General features: G+C 49.2%; 26 protein-coding genes. 15 read left to right on the top strand and 11 right to left on the bottom strand.

What is annotated here, in order from left to right:
- Together QUA56_RS34250 and QUA56_RS34245 are read left to right on the top strand one after the other, a co-directional pair.
- Positions 1-642: hypothetical protein (locus QUA56_RS34250; RefSeq protein ID WP_333367773.1), on the top strand; the 642-nt coding region annotated here is incomplete at its 5' end.
- An 80-nt stretch (positions 643-722) separates the two neighbouring features.
- Positions 723-1,736, top strand: a complete 1,014-nt coding sequence (locus tag QUA56_RS34245) for a tyrosine-type recombinase/integrase (RefSeq protein ID WP_333367770.1) — start codon at positions 723-725, stop codon at positions 1,734-1,736.
- Positions 1,737-1,825: 89 nt separating this feature from the next.
- On the opposite strand, the gene QUA56_RS34240 is transcribed toward QUA56_RS34245, so the two are convergent.
- Complete coding sequence (locus tag QUA56_RS34240; protein ID WP_333367767.1) at positions 1,826-1,972, bottom strand: hypothetical protein; 147 nt, start codon at positions 1,970-1,972, stop codon at positions 1,826-1,828.
- Between the two features lies 1 nt (position 1,973).
- Between QUA56_RS34240 and QUA56_RS34235 the strand changes: the two genes are divergently transcribed.
- Positions 1,974-2,360 carry a hypothetical protein gene (locus QUA56_RS34235; RefSeq protein ID WP_333367764.1) on the top strand — a complete coding sequence of 129 codons (387 nt, stop codon included), beginning with the start codon at positions 1,974-1,976 and terminating at the stop codon, positions 2,358-2,360.
- A gap of 118 nt (positions 2,361-2,478) precedes the next feature.
- Here QUA56_RS34235 and QUA56_RS34230 read toward each other — a convergent pair whose 3' ends face one another.
- The 5 genes from QUA56_RS34230 to QUA56_RS34210 all read right to left on the bottom strand — a co-directional run bounded on the left by QUA56_RS34230 (position 2,479) and on the right by QUA56_RS34210 (position 7,451).
- Positions 2,479-2,796 (bottom strand): hypothetical protein, encoded by a 318-nt coding sequence (locus QUA56_RS34230; RefSeq protein ID WP_333367762.1) that lies wholly within the window; start codon positions 2,794-2,796, stop codon positions 2,479-2,481.
- A gap of 583 nt (positions 2,797-3,379) precedes the next feature.
- Positions 3,380-3,523, bottom strand: a complete 144-nt coding sequence (locus QUA56_RS34225) for a hypothetical protein (RefSeq protein WP_333367759.1) — start codon at positions 3,521-3,523, stop codon at positions 3,380-3,382.
- 341 nt (positions 3,524-3,864) lie between these two features.
- Entirely contained in the window at positions 3,865-4,014 is a 150-nt protein-coding gene (locus tag QUA56_RS34220) for a hypothetical protein (protein ID WP_333367754.1), read from the bottom strand.
- Positions 3,998-4,567 (bottom strand): hypothetical protein, encoded by a 570-nt coding sequence (locus QUA56_RS34215; protein WP_333367751.1) that lies wholly within the window; start codon positions 4,565-4,567, stop codon positions 3,998-4,000. Before QUA56_RS34215 ends, QUA56_RS34220 begins: the two co-directional genes overlap by 17 nt.
- Positions 4,557-7,451, bottom strand: a complete 2,895-nt coding sequence (locus tag QUA56_RS34210) for a phage/plasmid primase, P4 family (RefSeq protein WP_333367748.1) — start codon at positions 7,449-7,451, stop codon at positions 4,557-4,559. The genes QUA56_RS34215 and QUA56_RS34210 overlap by 11 nt, the downstream gene beginning before the upstream one ends.
- 140 nt (positions 7,452-7,591) lie before the next feature.
- Between QUA56_RS34210 and QUA56_RS34205 the strand changes: the two genes are divergently transcribed.
- Positions 7,592-7,762, top strand: coding sequence for a hypothetical protein (locus QUA56_RS34205; RefSeq protein WP_333367745.1), 171 nt, complete (start codon positions 7,592-7,594; stop codon positions 7,760-7,762).
- Between the two features lie 100 nt (positions 7,763-7,862).
- Here QUA56_RS34205 and QUA56_RS34200 read toward each other — a convergent pair whose 3' ends face one another.
- The 3 genes from QUA56_RS34200 to QUA56_RS34190 form a co-directional block, all read right to left on the bottom strand.
- Positions 7,863-8,033 carry a ribbon-helix-helix domain-containing protein gene (locus QUA56_RS34200; RefSeq protein WP_333367742.1) on the bottom strand — a complete coding sequence of 57 codons (171 nt, stop codon included), beginning with the start codon at positions 8,031-8,033 and terminating at the stop codon, positions 7,863-7,865.
- 492 nt (positions 8,034-8,525) lie between these two features.
- The gene (locus tag QUA56_RS34195; RefSeq protein ID WP_333367739.1) at positions 8,526-9,092 is read right to left on the bottom strand and encodes a hypothetical protein; all 567 of its coding nucleotides are present in this window, start codon (positions 9,090-9,092) and stop codon (positions 8,526-8,528) included.
- 46 nt (positions 9,093-9,138) lie between these two features.
- Positions 9,139-9,408 carry a plasmid partition protein ParG gene (locus QUA56_RS34190; protein WP_333367736.1) on the bottom strand — a complete coding sequence of 90 codons (270 nt, stop codon included), beginning with the start codon at positions 9,406-9,408 and terminating at the stop codon, positions 9,139-9,141.
- 232 nt (positions 9,409-9,640) lie between these two features.
- Between QUA56_RS34190 and QUA56_RS34185 the strand changes: the two genes are divergently transcribed.
- The 10 genes from QUA56_RS34185 to QUA56_RS34140 all read left to right on the top strand — a co-directional run bounded on the left by QUA56_RS34185 (position 9,641) and on the right by QUA56_RS34140 (position 15,992).
- Positions 9,641-10,624, top strand: a complete 984-nt coding sequence (locus QUA56_RS34185) for a ParM/StbA family protein (RefSeq protein ID WP_333367733.1) — start codon at positions 9,641-9,643, stop codon at positions 10,622-10,624.
- Positions 10,624-10,860, top strand: a complete 237-nt coding sequence (locus QUA56_RS34180; protein WP_333367730.1) for a hypothetical protein — start codon at positions 10,624-10,626, stop codon at positions 10,858-10,860. The genes QUA56_RS34185 and QUA56_RS34180 overlap by 1 nt, the downstream gene beginning before the upstream one ends.
- A gap of 2 nt (positions 10,861-10,862) precedes the next feature.
- On the top strand, positions 10,863-11,060 hold the full coding sequence (locus QUA56_RS34175; protein ID WP_333367728.1) for a hypothetical protein: 198 nt from the start codon (positions 10,863-10,865) through the stop codon (positions 11,058-11,060).
- A gap of 33 nt (positions 11,061-11,093) precedes the next feature.
- Complete coding sequence (locus QUA56_RS34170; RefSeq protein ID WP_333367725.1) at positions 11,094-11,345, top strand: hypothetical protein; 252 nt, start codon at positions 11,094-11,096, stop codon at positions 11,343-11,345.
- A 3-nt stretch (positions 11,346-11,348) separates the two neighbouring features.
- Positions 11,349-11,828 carry a hypothetical protein gene (locus QUA56_RS34165; RefSeq protein ID WP_333367722.1) on the top strand — a complete coding sequence of 160 codons (480 nt, stop codon included), beginning with the start codon at positions 11,349-11,351 and terminating at the stop codon, positions 11,826-11,828.
- A 62-nt stretch (positions 11,829-11,890) separates the two neighbouring features.
- Entirely contained in the window at positions 11,891-12,556 is a 666-nt protein-coding gene (locus QUA56_RS34160) for a hypothetical protein (protein WP_333367719.1), read from the top strand.
- 35 nt (positions 12,557-12,591) lie between these two features.
- Positions 12,592-13,062, top strand: coding sequence for a hypothetical protein (locus tag QUA56_RS34155; protein WP_333202768.1), 471 nt, complete (start codon positions 12,592-12,594; stop codon positions 13,060-13,062).
- Positions 13,049-14,797 (top strand): hypothetical protein, encoded by a 1,749-nt coding sequence (locus QUA56_RS34150; RefSeq protein WP_333367717.1) that lies wholly within the window; start codon positions 13,049-13,051, stop codon positions 14,795-14,797. The genes QUA56_RS34155 and QUA56_RS34150 overlap by 14 nt, the downstream gene beginning before the upstream one ends.
- A 342-nt stretch (positions 14,798-15,139) precedes the next feature.
- Positions 15,140-15,583, top strand: a complete 444-nt coding sequence (locus tag QUA56_RS34145; RefSeq protein ID WP_333367714.1) for a hypothetical protein — start codon at positions 15,140-15,142, stop codon at positions 15,581-15,583.
- 112 nt (positions 15,584-15,695) lie between these two features.
- Positions 15,696-15,992 carry a hypothetical protein gene (locus tag QUA56_RS34140; RefSeq protein ID WP_333367711.1) on the top strand — a complete coding sequence of 99 codons (297 nt, stop codon included), beginning with the start codon at positions 15,696-15,698 and terminating at the stop codon, positions 15,990-15,992.
- A 151-nt stretch (positions 15,993-16,143) separates the two neighbouring features.
- On the opposite strand, the gene QUA56_RS34135 is transcribed toward QUA56_RS34140, so the two are convergent.
- Together QUA56_RS34135 and QUA56_RS34130 are read right to left on the bottom strand one after the other, a co-directional pair.
- On the bottom strand, positions 16,144-16,806 hold the full coding sequence (locus QUA56_RS34135) for a hypothetical protein (RefSeq protein WP_333367709.1): 663 nt from the start codon (positions 16,804-16,806) through the stop codon (positions 16,144-16,146).
- Positions 16,803-17,288 (bottom strand): hypothetical protein, encoded by a 486-nt coding sequence (locus tag QUA56_RS34130; RefSeq protein WP_333367706.1) that lies wholly within the window; start codon positions 17,286-17,288, stop codon positions 16,803-16,805. The genes QUA56_RS34135 and QUA56_RS34130 overlap by 4 nt, the downstream gene beginning before the upstream one ends.
- 225 nt (positions 17,289-17,513) lie before the next feature.
- On the opposite strand from QUA56_RS34130, the gene QUA56_RS34125 reads away from it, so the two are divergent.
- On the top strand, positions 17,514-18,083 hold the full coding sequence (locus QUA56_RS34125; protein WP_333367703.1) for a hypothetical protein: 570 nt from the start codon (positions 17,514-17,516) through the stop codon (positions 18,081-18,083).
- Positions 18,084-18,430: the final 347 nt, after the last annotated feature.

The following is an 18,430-nucleotide window of genomic DNA, read 5'->3' as shown; positions in this document are numbered from 1 at the left end:
GACGGGAATCGCTACTGCTGCCAGGTATCGCAGACCGCCAGCGACGTAAAGCGCGGACACTGGGAAGCTACTATCTCTTGCTTTGAAGCACTGGTCGCAGCAGAAGCCGAGAAAGAAGCCGCACTTGCAGCGAAAGTCGAAGAAACAGCAGCGCCGATCGCACAAACAGCAGCACCCGCAGTCAGCCGCGCACCTTCAACACCCGCAGCAGCAAGCCATACAGTCACTACAACAGCACCCGCCCGCGCACTCATAGCGCCCGCAGCCATAGAGACTGACAATCAACCGCCGGGCCGTGGCGATGGGGGACGCGGGCGGGTTCAGCCAGCCAAGAAATTGATGCCGTCGATCGTCCCGGTGGCTCGCATTACCTCGGATATTCCTGCCAGCAACTTCGATCAGTTTGAGCTAGAGGTTTTAGGGGAGCTCAGTTTGACGATCGGCGGTTTTGTTATTCCCCCGGTGCTAGCGCGAGACAGTAGCGGGTACAAGGTTATCAGCGGCCATCTTCAATATCACGCCGCAGTTCTGGCCCGGCAGTTAAATCCGAAGGCGGGTGAAAATATCCCAGCGATCGTCCTTGAGCCAGAAAATCAGTCGGCGGCGATCGCCCAACTTAAGCGGCTGAAGTTCGCGGCCTAGATTTGTAGCCCCGCCAAAAACGGACGGGGCCCCTTTTTGTCCTACTGTTATCGGAAATTACTATTATCAATACCGTAAAAATGCTAAAAACAAAAACTTCGATCGTCGCCCTCAATGCTTCCCTCGATGCCAAAATTGAGAAACACTTTGCCCCACTACTGGACGAAGACCCCGACGTGCTTAAGCAACTTCTTGCAGACAAGCGATCGCCCAATACCAAGCGGGCCTATGAAAAAGATGTCAACGACTTTTTTCAAACGATGACGGGAAAGCCGCCCAGCCCCGAAAGTGTTTTGGAGTTCCTACACCTCGAATCACGACAGGCGATGACGGTGGTGCTCAAGTACAAGGCGTTGCTGGTCAACGGCGACGGTCAGAGGGCGGCGCTTTCTGAAGCGACTGTTAATCGGCGGCTGGCTGCCATCAAGTCCTTGGTCGGGATGGGGCGGAAGCTGGGAGTCTGCGACTTTACGCTAGAGGACATTAAGGGAGAGAAGGTCACAAAGTATCGCGATACATCCGGTATTGATGCGGCGACTTTTACACAAATTTTGCAACAGTGCGATCGGGCAACTCTGGCTGGCAAGCGAGATTACGCTTTGCTCAGGCTGCTGTGGGGCAATGCTCTCCGGCGCAACGAAGTTAGCCTGCTCAACCTTGCCGACTTCGATCGGGCACAGGGAACGCTGCGGATTTTGGGCAAGGGACGCGGAACGCAAGCGGAAACAATAGAGGTAGGGGCGGTGACGGTGGCGGCCATCGGCGACTGGCTAGAGGCAAAGGGCGGCAGTACCTCTCCGAATGTTCCGCTGTTCACGTCGCTTGATTTTGCCAGCGCGGGCCATCGTTTGACTGGCGACGGCATCCGCAAGATTGTAGTGCGGCACTGCGAAAAAGCGGGCATCACTAAGCAGATGAGTCCGCACCGCATCCGCCACAGCGCAATTACTGCGGCGCTAGACGCAACTGACGGGAATGTGCGAAAAGTTCAGAAACTCAGCCGCCATAAAAAGCTCGATACTTTGATGATTTATGACGACAATCGCAGCCGCGACCAGGGCGACATTACTGAGCTTTTAGATAATCTGATTTAATCGCTGCACAGTTTGTAGGGGCAAGCTACATCTCTCAGGAAATTAGGAAGCTACCGCCCCGGTTATTTCTGGGGCTTTCTCACAAAACTTTACAGCCACTCGTTGACAAGCGGCTGGAAAAGAGCGATCGTAAGTTTAAGGAAGATTTGATATGCGCGGCCAGCGCGGTGCTTCAACACCGAGCTAGCTACGAACTTCCCCAAATCGTTATCTAACAACGTTTGGAGCCTAATCATTATGACAATTCCAGGTAATTATCCACAGGGGCGATCGCAAGTCTTTACATTTTCCCGGCGTGGACTTCTGCAAGGTTTCGCCTTGACGATCATGGCGTTTTTCGTTCCACGCTCTCAACCAGCTTTTGAGATTATTCAAAAATACCCTTCACCTCGGTTTACGATCGGCAACCAAATCCACAGTTTTTGGATTGACGAATACGGAGAGGTGGACGAGAGTTTTCCTCCCGAAGTCGGCGAAATAATGGGAATTTGCTGGCATCCAAAAAACGAGCAATGGGAGTACATCATTAATTGGACTGGTGGCGATCACGCCAATTCTATGTACCCAATTTTTGACGAGGCATTGATTGACGAATGCAGTTTGAGACTTGTACGTCATGTCTGAGGCAATCGCACCCGCCGCAATTAATACAATTAATACAATTTTTACACCCGCCCAAACACTGTAAAAACTGTATTAACTGTATTAATTGCGATCGGCATGACGGGCATCCCGCACGGCTTCAGCCTACAAATCGGAAATTTTGGCGTATCTCATCTTCTGAAATGTGCGTGGAGAGCTGCATATGGTGAATATCTTGCACCTCCACGAGATTACAATATCCCTGGGGTTTTGATAAAATCTTCAGCTCTTTACCGGATTTTTTATCTTGAATTCTCAGCCCTGGTACAATTTCGATCGCCTGCTGTGTGTGAATCTCTGCTGTAGCTGCGTCCCGATCGCTCGGAATCGCCACAATCAGAAATTCTTGCGCTCCTACCCACATCCTAGAAGCCTCAAGCGTCTTTCCCCGAACTGTTACAGACTCAAAATCAGCCATATTTTTTATTAGTGCAAATTTTACCTTTAATTATATCACAAATAATCCTTAAAAGCTATACGCTACAAAGGTTTCCGGCGTTTCGCTTGGGTATAAAAAAATATAAATAAATATAATTAAATATCCGATCGCGATATGGCGGGCGATCGGGCTAAACCCGATCGCCTCGATGACCAAAGGGGTTAGCTTTCGTTAGTTTTCGTTAGCTTTCGTTAGCTTTCGGGTATAAAAAAATATTAGTTTTTATTAGTTTTTATTAGTTTTTATTCGCAAGTTTTAGCTTTCGTTAGTTTTTCTGCCTGAATTATGCGGTTTGCCTACCGGATTATGCGAGATTATCCCCCTGCTCACACTAACTCAAATGCTTGTGGGCTCTGGTTTTGACCCTGGTAACTTTCACGGTCGATCGGCTCCAAAACTTATTAATTAAATTAGTTTTATTAGTATATTAGAGCGATCGCGCGTTAGGGACGGGAAAGGGGCCCAAAAGGTATCGAAACAGCACCGATTTTTGGAGGCGGTCGGGGGGCGATCGGGGCAAAACTGTGAAAAATTGTGCAAAACTGTGAAAAATTGTGAGTTTTCATGCTGTCCCATGAAAACTCACAAGCCTCTCAAACTCTGCAAATTCTGCCTCGCCGACAACTGCCAGAACATCGGCTGCTGAGACTTTTCCAGCGTTGATCGCCTCCACAAAAACCGCCACAACCAGGAGCAATGTGAGCAATCGGCACAGTCTCAGATCGGGTAAAAATCAAGCGCCTTGACACCTACGATTTCCCATTCATAAGGGTGCATTATTTTTTGTCTGCACGTAAAAGTCAGGTTTTGCGATCGCAAAAACATTGCTTGCTACCGATTGAGAACAGCCATAACCAGCCTCAACAAGCAAAGGCACGAACAGCACAATAAAGCAGCAATTTGACCGAAAAAGTCAGGCGTTTGCAGGCTATTTTCAGGTAAATGCAGGTAAAATGCAGCCCCTACAAATACCTGCAAATACCTGATTTTGTACTGCAAACGCCTGACTTTATACTGCAAATGCCTGACTTTAGGGCACACAAAAAATCAGCTAATTTTTTGGGTGGCGGCTTCGATCGGCGGTGCGGGGAGTTCGCTAAAATATTTTGGGCAACGTGCTACCAACTCCTGAAACTCTAAAAAGTCCCGATCGCCCAAGCGTCTACCGTTTTTTGGTGCGTTATTCCTCCTCATCATCTTCATATTGATCCGCCAGTCCGATCGCCATGAGCTCGCCAATGCGATAGCGAATCAACTCTTCTTCTCCTTGCGACCACCGCGCTATCTGCACCGCGCTGTATTTACGTGCCGGCTCACCCCAACCAAACATTTGAGTAACCAAACTTTGCAAGGCTTCGGGGTACATTTCGGGCCACCACACCAGGGCTATCTCTCGCATCTTCGCGGCGTCGGCTGGGGTTATTGCTGTTTCCGGTTCGGGTTCCACTTCTGGTGTTGGCGCGGGTGTTGTTTCCGGCGCGGGTTCCGGCAGCGCGATCGGCGGCAGTGCTAACAGTTCTTTGAAATTCTGTTGCTCGGTTCGGGTGAGGTCGGCCCAGATGGCGGCACGATCGGCGTATCCGTTCTGGCAGACTTCGGCAAGTACATTTTTGATGTCGAGGGCTGTTTGTCGATCGTTGCTGGCAATGGCGGTACGGATAAATTGCAAGCATTCGGCGTGGGTAGCGGGGTCGAGTTGGGCGGGTGATCGGGCAGCTAGAACGGAGACGGCTAGGGAATTATTCGACATCTTCAGTCACCTCCGGCTCTGTTGGTTCTGGCGCAGGTTCTGGGGTTTCCGGCTCCTGTGAGTTATCGGGAAGTGCGATCGGTTCAGTCACCTCCGGCTCTGAGGTGTTATCGGTTGGCTGTGCTGGCTCTACCTCTGCCTCTGGCTGTGGCTGCGACTGTTTACGATTGGCATTAGCTAAAATCCTGCAAGCTTCGTTCTCTTCATCACTCAGAAGCTTTTTGATTGCTACTTTTAGACGCCCTGTACTGTCTGATTCGATTGATTTTTTGGCAGCGTCCCTGACCGCTACCGCATCATTTTCTGCGATCGCTTTCCGTAGTGCGGCAGCCCCCCGGTTTACCAGTTCGGCGTCGGGTTCCGGTTCCGGTGCGGGAAGTGCGATCGGCTCAGTCGGTGACGGATGCGGTGACGGATGCGGTGACGGGTCAGGATTGGCTATTGGTAAGGGTTTCGGCTCCGGTGACGGATTGAGTGCTATCTCACTCTCAGTATTATTGATTTCTTCATTGCTAAATCCCTTAGAGTCCTTTTGGGCTTTAGCATCAACATTGATATTTTTTTCCACCTGAGTATAGGAGGAATCCGTCACCAAAGCTGTAATCGGCTCTGAGCAAAGGTTCTGACCCGTCACCTGACCCGTCACCGACCCGTCACCGCATCCGTCACCAGCTTTGCAGCGCAATTGCAATTCGTAATCGTAGGTCGGCAGGTGCTCATCTGCTTTGGTGCGGAGCCGCAATCCTTTGATGATTTTGCCTACCTTGGTGTGAGCTTTCTCAATCTGCCAGCCAAGGATTGTATTCGCGCATTCAATCAGATTAGGGCTAAAATTCTTTATCGCCTGCGGTTTATGGCCTTGATCGTCACAATATTTGTGATATGCCCAATACAGCGAACCCTCGGCATTGGGGGAATCGCCGATCGATACTTGTGCAAGTGGATCGAGAATTAGTTTGTCATTGAGGAAGCCTGCGATCGAATCTTCCCGAATCTTGCTCTCCCAGAATTGGGCCCCAATCTCAGGAATATCCATCACGCCGCGCAAGGTATTCGCGACCCAAGCATCATCTAAAGAAAGTAGGTAATTGGTAAAGGCCGGCAATTCTGGCTCAAAATCATTATCAAGATTGCGGCGGGCATTCCGGGCTACCACGGCATCAAAAGGCACGGCGATCGTCCGGCGCGACATACCGCTAGAATTGTCCGCGCCAAAAATAGGGAAGTTCGACGCGACAACTACCATGCCCTCAAATTTGAATTTAAAGGGCTTCTTGCCTTTTTCCTCAGCTCGCAGCCAGTCGCCGCCCGTTAACTGCTTAAATTTGCCCAGCGATCGCGTTCCCTTGTCTTCATCTGGAAATATTAGCAATCGTTTGCCGTAGGCCTGAGCTGCCTCAAAGCGATTCCCGCACCAGTCATCTAGTGTGGTGCTGTGTGTATTTTCAAGCCCAATCAGTGCTATCAGAAGGCGGCAGAATGTACCTTTGCCACTGCCGCCGATGCCGATGAGATGGAGAAATTTTTGGATATCAGCACGGCCCTTAAGAGTAGCAGCGGCGTAGGCTAGCAGCAGATTCTTGATATGCAGATTGCCACCTGTAGCAGTATCTAGCCACTGAGAAATATTGCTCCAATCTGCGGCGACGATCGAGTGCGGCCGTGGCAGTGCCCATGTGAATTTGTAGCCCGGTGAGTGCGGGTGCAGCTTGCCCGTGCTGATTTCTAGAGCTCCATTTTGGAAGGGAAGCAAGCCATTTTTGGGCTGCCATTTACGCTCGATCAGTTTGCACCGCAAGAATCGCACTGTGGCTCCAATGTAACCAGGGGGGATATTAATAATCCCTTTAGATTCAATAATATGGTAGATGATCGACTCGATAAATTCATCAGTCTCTGGGCTCCAGATACCCGGTGCATCGGCTTCGTACCTGTACCAGCACAGTACCTCATTATTGAAAGCAAGCTTATCTCGGTAATCTTCTGCAATCTGCCGGGCCATTGCATCCGAGCTAGGGATTTTGCTTTTTTTCTCCCCTTTTTCATCGCTCTCTTTCTCATCAAATAATTTGGCCTTGGCAAGGATTGCTCGGAATTCCTCAATCCCCTTATGCTGAATAAAATCATCCATGCCTTTAAATTCACCGTTCGGGCCGGCTTCCCAGCACCCAGTAATTGAGCGCACTGGCACATTAAATTTAGCTAATTGCTTAGCCAATTTCCGCTCGGCATCAACAATATTAGAATTTGTGAGAGCATCGGCATCAAAGGCAATGATAAAGCCGAAGCCAGCCTCTGCCAGCCTTCTCAAAGCCGGTACTAAATGCCGTAGATTTTCCCGATCGCGAGCTTTGCCTGTCAGCCCTTGCTCTACTCCCAGCAGGGAGGCTGTAGGAATATCGTTGGAGCACCCGGCAAGGGCTTTAAATACTCCCTCAGTAATCAAGATGTAGGGTACATCATTGATATAGAAAGCTTCTCGCTTTAGGGCTTCAATCTCCCAGTAGAGCGGATTGTCGGGGGAAGGGAGGAGGAGAGCGTCAAATTCTCCGAGGGGCGAAAGGTATTTTAGGGGCTTCTTCTTTCCCGGTCTTTTCTCTGCAATGTCTGGCCGGAATTGCACTTGCCCATTTTGGCCCATGAATAGGATGCCCGCCGATTTTACCGAATACCCTAAATAATGTGAAGCTTGGGCGATGCTGGCACTGTGGCAGCCTTCGCGGGCCCACTTATTGAGTAAGTCTCTGCCCGCGATGTGGGCTTCGTTTTCAGGGGTGAGAAATTTTTTATCAATGCTGCACAGTACCCCTAATCCTTCTAAATCCGGTGTGGGTTGTGTGGCATCAAGCTCTTGATTTTCTTGTGTAGATTGTGTGATGTCCATTACACCGCACCCCCGATCGCTTCAAAGGTAGGTGCAGAAACTTGCTCAAACTTACTCAAGATCTGCTCAAATACTTGACTAAATTTATCTAAAGCTGCTACAATAGCGATACAGCCTAGGTTTGAAGAGTTTGTGAATCTATGGGTAGTGTAAGAATTTCGGGAATGTTCGATCGGAACACTACAGATGGAAAACCAGCTAGCACGAAGGCTACCCAGCAAGCTAGCACCAACCGCCACAGCGCCTATAGAGCGCTTTATTCTTTTTTTGATGTATGGCATGATAAGGATAACAATCGGCAATCTTCTTAGGATGCCGAGTTGATAGTAAGGGGCTAACTTTTGTAGATAAAATCTTGCCGGATGTCACTACAAAAGTTATGTTTACAAAATGCAAAAATCGCTGGAAAGCTCAAGCTGCCAGCGATTCTTCGTTGGGTGGGTTAATTTTGTGGGCTTGAGCCTGAAAGTATTTGAGATAGGTTTTTAAAGCTTCTCGGACAAATTCCGATCTATTCACCCGATGCTCATAGCAGATTTGGTCTATCTCGTGCAGTAATTCATTACTGAGGCTGCACGTCATTCGAGGGAATGCTTTTTGATTTTCGTGCGACATACAAGCTTAAAAAAAGAGCGTTGTTTCTTCATATCTTATCGCACAAATATCGATTACGGTCGATATCCTGCCGGCAAGTTTGCGAAATTGGCTCAACTTTTAGCTAATCGGTAGCGACTTGCCTAAAATTCTGTACCCTTTGAGATTGCGATCGAACAGCTCCCCCACGATTCCAGACAGAAGATTTTGACCGGGATATGTATCACGATCGATTCTATCAGCTTAGATTTGAATCCTTTTGATTTCAGGTGTTGCAAAATCAAAAGGAAAAATCATGAAAGAATCAAACCTCGCAAAGCCTTTTATCATGGAATGCCCCGCAATGTAACGGTGGAATAAATAGATTTTAGCATAGGCAAAATCTATCTCAGATAGCAAGGATATCGCTGCAAATTCTTAATAAGAAGCCGATCGCCCGCCACAACTCCCCAAGGGCGATCGCAAATTCCTCACCACCATTTACTCCTCATCTGTCCCCGGAATCTTCCAAGGGTCGATGCCGTTCTCTCTGAGGAGCCGTTCATAGTGGTCGCGTTCGATTCTGGCTTCATCGTCAACCCAAAACGCTTCTCGGATATCGCGCTCAAGCTCTTGAACTCGCTGACTGAGCAATTCGTTTCTTTCAGTCTCGGTGCGGGTAACGTTGAAAGCTTCATCAAAACGCCGCTCTAAAGTTTCAGCCATCAGAGCATCTACAAGAGCCAGAGCTTGCTTGTTTCCTCGGTGAGACTGCCACAGCCAATATTTTCTAACGACTGCTAACGGTAGCGCGTTAATCCTTGCTTTCCCTCTAAGTTGCTCTTCCGCTGGCTCTATCTCGGAAATCTGAGGCGTATAACCCTCACCTGCTAAAGCTTTGAATGCCTTAGAGCGTAAAAAATCTGAGATGTTCTGAACCTTTAAACCCACACATTCCGCCGCCTGTGTTTGGCTCATCCGGTAACTGCCGTCTGGCAGCATGAACCCATCGACTGTTAGGGAACCTATTTGCACTGACGCCCGAACGGCTCTAACTGATTCGGTCACTAAACTCTTCTCCTTTGCTAGACATCTTCTAAATAGTTGCTAAACATCAACTAGCACCTTTACTTGCCTTACCCCGCTTACCTTTCGCTGCGGCTGGTTCCGCTGTTGGGGGCTGCGAGTCTGTGGGCTGCGGTTCGGATGGGCGATCGGCGCTATAGGGGAAGATTCCGTATTCGGTTACATATTTTTTTACAAACTTCACCACGACTTCGCTCATATTCGCTCCTTGCCTTGCACAGACGGCTTTAAATTCATTTTTGAGTTCTTCAGGCATAAATATTCGCAGTGAGATGATTTTCTCTTCATGGTCAGACATGGCAGTAAATACATAAGTTGCATTACTGCCATCATCTCACTTTGCGAAGAAGTAAGCGACTAGGCAAATATTCATTAATTGCATACCTGCTAGTCTATGTTATACTAGCACTCATAAACGCAGTAAAGCCAGTCCTGAGCATAAAACGGTCACACGTACATCCCCGCGCGGTTGCTCCGAAACTGGCTCCTAAAGCGTCTCAAACCCTATCCCCGACGGGAAAAACTGAACAATGATAACCGAATACAGACAAACCACGCTTGGCTCTATGCAGCCACACAGAGCCACTGTGCGGACGCAGCTAGCCGTAGACCCCGGCAATCGTTTTACAAAATGGATCGACTGTCAGACAGTGCGGTCAATTCCGTCTTACGTCAAAGAATTGGCTGACTGGGAGGAAGGCGGAAGCGACGGTCAGAGCTACGAAATCGGATTCGATGGCAAGCGCTATTTAGTCGGCAGATTGGCTCAACTCATGGGCGGTGCTCCGGCTTTCGAGTCTGGCAAGGCTGACTTGGCACACTTGCTGATTCTCCCCGCCCTCGCTTCGGACTCCCCGCAGCGCATAGAAAGGCTCGTCATCCCGACGCCGGACAGCCGGAACCAGGCGACGATCGCCAAACTCAAAGAACTCGAAACCACGATCGAATTTTCTGTTAACGGTCACGACTGTTTAACGACAATCCGATCAGTGGTGGCTGTTGATGAGTGTCGCGGTGCGTATGACCTCGCACTTGGTCGCCAGATGTGGAGATATCCGCAGAACCCCAACGGCATCTTAGATATCGGCGGTGGAACTGCGATCGCCCGTTTGTTCGCCCCCGGCGGCGCTTTGCTTCGGGATGCCGATATTGTCTTACCGGGAACGTCTTACGTTGCTCAAAAAGTCGCAGCAGCCATTCTGCCAAAAGTCGCCTCTACTGCTGATGCCGGAATGATTATGGATGCGATCGCCAGTGGCAACCTGATTTATGGAAGCACTGAAATTGATTTCTCGCGAGAATTCGTGACTGTTCGGGACGCTTGGGTATCTGACATCAGGGCAAAGCTTAAGACCAATTGGGCGAAGTATCTGCCGTCTCTCGGCGAACTGATTGTCATCGGCGGTTCCGCAAGTCTCCTACAGCCAATGTGTGAGGCTTCTAAGGGCCGCTTCAAAGTTGCCCCAAGACCTCAATTCTTTAACCTCTACGGACTCAACAAGGAACAAAACTAATGGCACAAACCCGCGCCGTCCTGCCTTCACGATTTGTACCGCTGGCTGATGAGCTACTCGCAGCCACTGGGGCGAGCGACTACAGCACCCTGATCGGAATTCTGTTAAGCCGCTATGGCAAGCACCTCCTGAACACTTGGGAGATTGCCAATTGCCCACAGGCAGCAGCAGTACAGCAGCCGATCGCCCAACAGTCGATCGCACAGCCCGAACCCTTTGCACCAATGGAGTTCTAGCAATGTTTAATTTATTTCCACCTCGAACCAACCAACACTACCGCGATGTACACGTTATTAGCAGTCGTAAGCCAACAGAAGTGGTCAGGTGCTACTCCGACGAACCAATTTGTCCGATCAACGCATTGAAAGCAGTAGAAGCGACCCTACCGCCATCCGAACCGGGAGAAGTGAAGCAATTAAAAACTTTTTTCGGATAAGCAAAAACCAATCACTAACAAAGGATTCCAAAAATGAAGAAAATCTTTATCGACCAAGACGGCAACGCATTCGAGTATGAAGACGGGAAGCCTAACACTGAACCAAGCCAAACCATCAAATCGGGTCGCAATACGGTGCATTTAAACGGCGGAAACTATACCCAAGAAATCAAGGGCAACTATATTCAGGGGTCAGTTGTTGGTTCCTCTTCCACGCCTAAGCCTGAGCGCAAGGATTTATCGAAAGATGGCGACGCGATCGACGTAAAAAGTGAGGAGGCTTAAGTAATGATCACCGATGAAGATTTGACCCCGATCGACCTTTCCGATTTCTGGGAAGACGAAGACGCCGAGACCGAGGCCCCAGAATTGACCGCGAGAACTGGCGGTGTTGACCCCGACTACATCCAGCGCCATATCGATCGCATCCCGCACTATGGCGATGATTCCCGGTATCGGCTGGCCTCTCATCTCGATATGTTTGAGAATCTCAATCCCAACGGTTCGCTTACTGCTGAACAGCGGGAGGCGGTAGACAACTTTGTGATCGGCTGGCAAGCACCAGAGGGTGATGAATGCGAAGGTTGCGAGATGGACTTTCCTGAATGCCAGTATGTCGCCGTCGGTTTGGACTTAGGAAGCGCGATCGAGCTAGGCGACAGTTGGCGGCGTGGTGAGTATATCCCAGATGTCGGTCATCCCGGAGCCGATCAAGTAACTAACAGACTGAACCAAATGCAAAACCGACGGGACGCTCTGGACAAGTAACCCGCCGGCCTGTAAATCTTCCCCTGGCACGAGCTGGGGGAATCTTATCTAAGGAGCATTGTATGCAATTTCGAGTAGCCCAAACAAGTGGCGCTGCACACGTAGCCCGCGAATTCGATTATCACTCTGGCATCCTTACGGCGCAGATGGTCAACGAAGCTGCACGGCAAGCCAAAATTTTAGACCTTCAAAAAACACTGAGAACTGCCTACAACAGGCATGATGCCAAAATCAGAGCTAATAAAGTCGAGCTTGAACGGCTAACTTTAGAAGCCATTGAAAGTGGCTTGACCGACAAAGCCCAAATTGATAAGTACGTTTCCAAAGCAATTGTTGCAGGTGCTAAACACGACCAGCACATCGTCAACTTAAGCCAACAATTGCAGCACGAATTGGGTCTGGTAAAGGTTCAAGGAGCGTCAACACAAACACTGCAAAATGCAGATTTCCGCCAGCGCTTATTGCTCATCAAAGCCAATCACCAGGCTAAGGGACAGATTCAACAGAACGGGTTCCAACAAAGCTTAAAAGCGATTCAAGCATCACCTCAACAAGCAATAGCAATGCAGGCGAAACGGTCGGCATTCAACAACTACATCAATGCGAAAGACTTTGACCCAATACCCGCTGTGCCAAGCGGTTCGGGTGGCGCTAATAGTTCATCTATGAGCAACAACGGCAAAGGCTTTTTAGGTGGCTTGTTTGATTTCTTCAGTGGACGTAAATAAACCTTAGTAAGCGGGTTAACGCCCGCTTTTTTTGTATGAACATCTCAGAATTTGACTCTTCAGAATTCGATTACTTGAACGCTGGCAATTTTGAGCAACCAGAACAGCAGCAACAACAGAAAACTGACGAAATTAGTGGCATAGAACGCTTCTGGAATTTGACCGGAAACTGGGGAGAATTCGGCTCCTACTTCGGTGCGGGTCTATCCGCATCCCTTATAGTACGGGCGATTCCGGCGATGATACCTAGTGCTGTAATTTTAATTCCGGCAGTCGGTTTAGGGTTGGCAGTATACAGCTTGAGTGCTGAAGGTTCGGGTAAAGTTCGGAGCCAATTAATCCTAATCGCCGTGGGAACTGCCTTGATTGCTGGCAATTGGGACGCATGGCAAGCTTGGATAGTTGCCAATTCTCAACTGCTGATTTTCAGCTTTGTATTAATCGTAATTACCGTCGCATTCGTGGCAACCCAAGTATGGAGCAAGTTGAGCAATGTTAGCGAATAAAAATCAGGCCATTGTATCAGGTTTGTTAGGTCTGGGGATTGCTGGGTTTGCAACTGCTACAGCCCTACCTTTCAACGATCGCATTGAATACAGAATTGGCAACAGGATAGAGTCGCAGCCTGCATGGTTAGTCCCTCTTAAAGCAGAGTTTCGGTCGATCGAGCGTGGGTTTGGCGGCATTAAAATTTTGCTTAGTTTGCTCGCAACTGGGGGCATGGTGACGGTTATGCTGATTGCCCGTAAGGAGGCAGAACAGGAGCCAATTCGACAACGGATTAAGAAGTATCAAAACCAGGCTTACGAGTTCGATTATGCTGCTGAATCTGCATTCCAAATGGCCTCAACGCAACAACGCTATAAGAAGCTTTTAGAAGCTGACGAGGTGGCGATCGAAGGTGAAATCGAACAAGCTTACCTCGAATCTATGGGCATCACCCAGCAGCAACAGCCACAGCTAACTGGAACAACAACGCTCGACAGCGTGGCCAATCCCGGCGATAAGGTGCAGCAGTCAACATCACCGGCGATCGGGCCGAACCCTAACCTTGAGATATCTCGACAAATAGCCAACAAAATCCTAAATTCCCTAGCAGGCATCAATACATCAATTTTCCTAGCAGCTCCTACCCGGTGCGGCAAAACCCACACTCTACATAAATGGTTAGCGGACTTGACAACAAGATTTCCGCAAGCTGACATCTATGTGATTTCCCAAAAGTATGAAGACTTCCCCGGTGTTGCCAGCGATCGTTTAACGGTGTTTGACCCGTTGCAAATTGAAAAGTCGATGCAGTTTCTGGATGAAGTTTACGACAAATTGCAACAGAGAAAGTCGAAACCTGCAACAGAGGAAACATACCGCAACCGACCTATCAAACTAATCCTTGAGGACTGGTTTGCGACGCATCAGTGCCTATCCCAGAAAAGGAATTCTGTTATCTGGGAATCAGTTGCCGCTAAGCTAGGAATGATTGCCACTGTGGGGGGGCAGTATAACGTAGGTTACTTCATCTGCACTCAGTCCTTCAACATCGCATCTAGTGGCGTTGCCGACTCGAATATTCGCCTTAATTTAGCGCTGTTAGCACAAGGTTTGGTAAGAACTACAAGCAACGATGAAGAGCAGGGTTCTTACGGCGTAATTGAGCAGATGCTGAACAACTCAAACGTCATCGCCAGCAAGGACACTAGGGACAATTTGGCAGCAAATTTAAAGCTATTAATCCCTACTTCAATGGATGAACAAACCCCCATTATCCTCTCGACTATTGGCAATCCCGTACTGGGATTGATGCCCAAAATTGAGATTAACAAACTGCCATTAGATGAGGTTTCCAGCGCTGAAGTTGACTCTTCCGCTGGCTCTGTTGGGACGGGTCGGGATGTTCCCAGTCAAAACGTGGGAAGCCCCGCAAAACCTTACAGGAAGGGAGCGGAAGCTTCGGAAGCTTCGGAAGCCTCCGACTGTGCGGAAGCCTCGGAAGGCAGCTTAGAGGACTTTTTGGCTGATGTACTCACGGAAGCTTCCGCACCTGTTTTCTCTGAAGAATTCCCGCTAAAAGACCATCAGCAACGGGTGCAATTAGCTAAGCTGATAATTGCTGAAAATTTAGGTAAGGAAAAGACAATTTTTTTACTATGGGGAGTAACATCTGGCGGTAGAAGTCACCAGCGTTATGCCGATGCGCGGGCAATGCTCGAAAAGTTAATGAAAGGAGAACAAAACAATGGCTAGAAGTACCGAATACACCTCATACATACAGTCGGTTAACTGGCGCAAAAAGAGCAACAGTGTTCTAGCAGCAACAGGCAAGCGATGTGCTTTATGGCCCGGGAAACGAGCAACCCACGCGCACCATTTGCACTACAAGAATTTAAGGAATGAGTGGGTTATCAGAGATTGCGTTCCGCTCTCACCAGACGCCCACAAACTAATCCATCAAGATATCTTTTGGAACCTAAATAAAGATAGTCGAACTCCGTCGCCATTGCGCCCGATTGTTTCCAACTACTTAAGGGTTGCGACTGTTTGCTTAATGCTCTTGAATCCATTTCTAACCTTGATGGGGAAGGGAAAATGAATCGCACCTTCCTCATATCGGTACACCCACATTGGGCCGCTAGTTTTTTCCTCACCCACAATCCCAAGACGATCGAACTGAGAAAAGGCAGCTTTGGATCATCCCTAAAACCGGGCGATAATATTGCAATTTACGCCACGATGCCAGTTGCTGAACTGCTAGGAATTGTCCGGGTTTTGAAGCGTGAGAGACTATCGCTCGATCGACTCTGGCGGGTATCAGAGCAAGGAAGGCTGGCAAAGGTGACGCGGCAACAGTTTGATGCTTACTACTGCAATCAGGAATCAGGAATTGGGGTTTGGGTACAATCAGCCGAACTCTTGCCAAGCCCGATCGCACTTTCCAAACTTCGCCAGAACTGGGGCCCTCGCTGGCAGCCCCCGCAGCAAATTCAGAAATTAACCTCTGAGCAATTGCTGGCACTGAACATCGCCCGCTGAACATTGCCAACATAAACGAGCGCTACGGTGTTAGAGATGATTTGACAGCGTTAGCTTTCTCAATGATCGCGACTGTTCAGTCGAGTCTACCAACACGCCACGATTTGATTTTATGGACAACGATCAATATATCGAGCAACTCTTGAACCTTCAAAAACGAGTGGAAGCTCTTGAAGCTATCATTCACGGTTACGGGCTGGCGCAAGAATTTCAACCACTGAAGCGGGCAGCGGTGGCTCTCAATCAATCTGAACAAAAATTGAGAAAAATGGTACAGCAGGCTAGACTAAACCCGCGCAATAATCCCATCAAACTTGGGGTGCACTACAGCTTTAACGGCAACCGGTTACTAATCAACGTGCGCGCTTGGGAAAAAGATATCAAGTCGATTCCGCCAGAAAATCGGTGATTTTAGCGATCACCCAAGCTCCTAGCCGCTATACTGCGGTAATTGGGGCAACACCCGTTACCGATTACCAATTACGAATTACCCATCGTGTAAAAAAGCTCCCTGACATTTTCGGTCGGGGAGCTTTTTTGTTTTGGGGTTCGATCGCCCGCTAATCTTCCTTAGATTCCAGAAATTCCCGTAGTTTGGGCATTACCCGCTTGGGCCACTTGGTATCCGGGGGTAGCAGTTCTTTCAGGAAATTTATGATTTCCGGTATTTGCTCGGATAGGTCGATCGTCGGGGCTGGGTTCTGTTCGCCGGCAGTGGCTGAATTTTGTTTCAGATCGGCGAGCTGTTCTTGCAATTCGCCAATTTCAAGCCTCAACCTAGACTCTGCGGGGTTGGGCTTGAAACTGTACCCCCGCTCCAATTCCCGAATCTTGTTGTTTTGTTCAAGGATTGTGGCTTTTGCTTCTGCTAACTCACTTCTGGCGTCGCTGAGTTGCCCTTGCCAGCGGACTTTCTCAAGCTCGATCGCCCGCCCCTCCCGGTGTACTTCTGCTGCATCTTCCTTAACCTGTTTCTTGAGTTGGGCGAGGTCGTCTCGATCGGCTGCGAGTGTTGCCAATTGCGATCGCGCTTCTTCCAATTGCTGGTTGAGATTGCCAATAGTAGCGGCTGAATTTTCGAGCAATTCCATATACTGCCGCTTGGTTTCTGCCAATTCCTGCCTCAGATTCTCATTCTCAGCCTTTAGGTAGCCTAACTCATTAGATACTTCTTGGGCAACCGCACTATCAGGCTTGGGCGTCTCCGGCTCAGAACCGCTCAAGCCGTCAATTTTCCCCGCAATTCCTCCAAGACTTCGCGCATCTCCCTCACTTGAGTCTCAAGCGCTTCTATACGACTGTTGGATTCTTGCCCTACCGCTTCAGGTATCCTATCTGCTACCGCTCTCGGCTTCTTATCTACCGCTTTAGGCTCTGGGTTACTAAACCTTTCTGCTACTTCTTCCAATTGGGCGATCGTTAAATTGTCGAGTTTGCCGATGTAGTGTTTATGAACCTCGCCGGCTACTTTTTTACTCCCGTACCAGTAGGATATCCCCTTAACAGGCTGGTTGCGGGCGGTAAAGGATGCGTAACCTTTCATTGATTCGTAGCGGAACGATCGCCCCTTCTCCCTGCCTGTTTCCGGGACAGTTTCTATCTCTGCCAGCCACGCACGAGCTTTGGGGGAGTCGAACTCCACTACCTGACCGCTCTCTAGTTCGATCGTCCCCTGAACTACGGCGGGGATAGGTTGTTTTACCATATTGGTTTCCTAATAGGTTATCTACCCATTCTATTGTACTACCGCCGTAAAGTGTCTAATAGGTAGGATACAAATAGCTGATAGTGTCTAACGGGTGTCATAAGGGATTGATATAGGATACCCTATTGACGGTAGCCTAAAAAGTAGTATAAGATGGTATCACAAGCGAAACGGGAACCGACGCACCCGACGCTAACAATCACTACACACCAATAGGACACCACAATGATCAGCTTACTCGCCGCCAAGTTCGCTCAAATTGACACCACGATCGACGCCACAACCGCCCAAATTACCGCGCTACAAGCTAAACTCTCCGAACTTCAGGAGCATCGCCAACAACTGCTATCAGTCGAGCAAGCTTGCCAGTCTGCACTCTCGCAGGTAGACACGGCGCTGATGATGCTGCACCACGTCGATCCGTCGCAGGTTGAGGTTTTCAAAGGTGTGATCGAGAGTAAGTTTAACTCGGAGACGATCGCCCTCTTGCCTGAAGCGCCGGAAACTACAACAGAACCGACTGAGCCGGAACCCACAGCACCAACAGCGCCGGACACTTCGGTACAGCCTGAGATTGAGCCAGCTATTGATGTCGAGGTTGCAGAATCCACGGACGCGCCGACGCCAACACCAGGGGCGGCGACAGACATCGAGGGACTGCTTAATAAAATGTCGATTCAGAATATCCGCAAGCTGGCATCGGCGAAGGGAACCGATACAAAGGGGACGCGGGCAAGTATCGCAGCGAGGTTGCAGAAAATTGTCACAGAGTCCGATATCCGGGCGATCGGTTAGGTTGCTCAACCCAGTTAGACACCACTAAACTGTGATGTCTAACTGGTAGTCTAAAATTAATGTAGGATACCCATTGACAAGTAGCCTAATGGTAGTCTAAAATAGTAGTACAAAACAAAACCACAGCACCTAAGTTTGACGGCCTAGCGCTGTGGTTATGGCCCTAACAAAGGACTAACAATGAACGTAACACAAACGACTGCCACGACGATCGACACTGCCGCCCCCGCCACCTTTACCTGTGCTCAGTGTCCGTTCGCTAGACACATTGACGGGAATCGCTACTGCTGCCAGGTATCGCAGACCGCCAGCGACGTAAAGCGCGGACACTGGGAAGCTACTATCTC

The sequence above is a fragment of the Microcoleus sp. N3A4 genome (assembly GCF_036701805.1).
Taxonomy (GTDB): domain Bacteria; phylum Cyanobacteriota; class Cyanobacteriia; order Cyanobacteriales; family Microcoleaceae; genus Microcoleus.
This window is presented reverse-complemented; position numbering and strand designations above follow the sequence as displayed.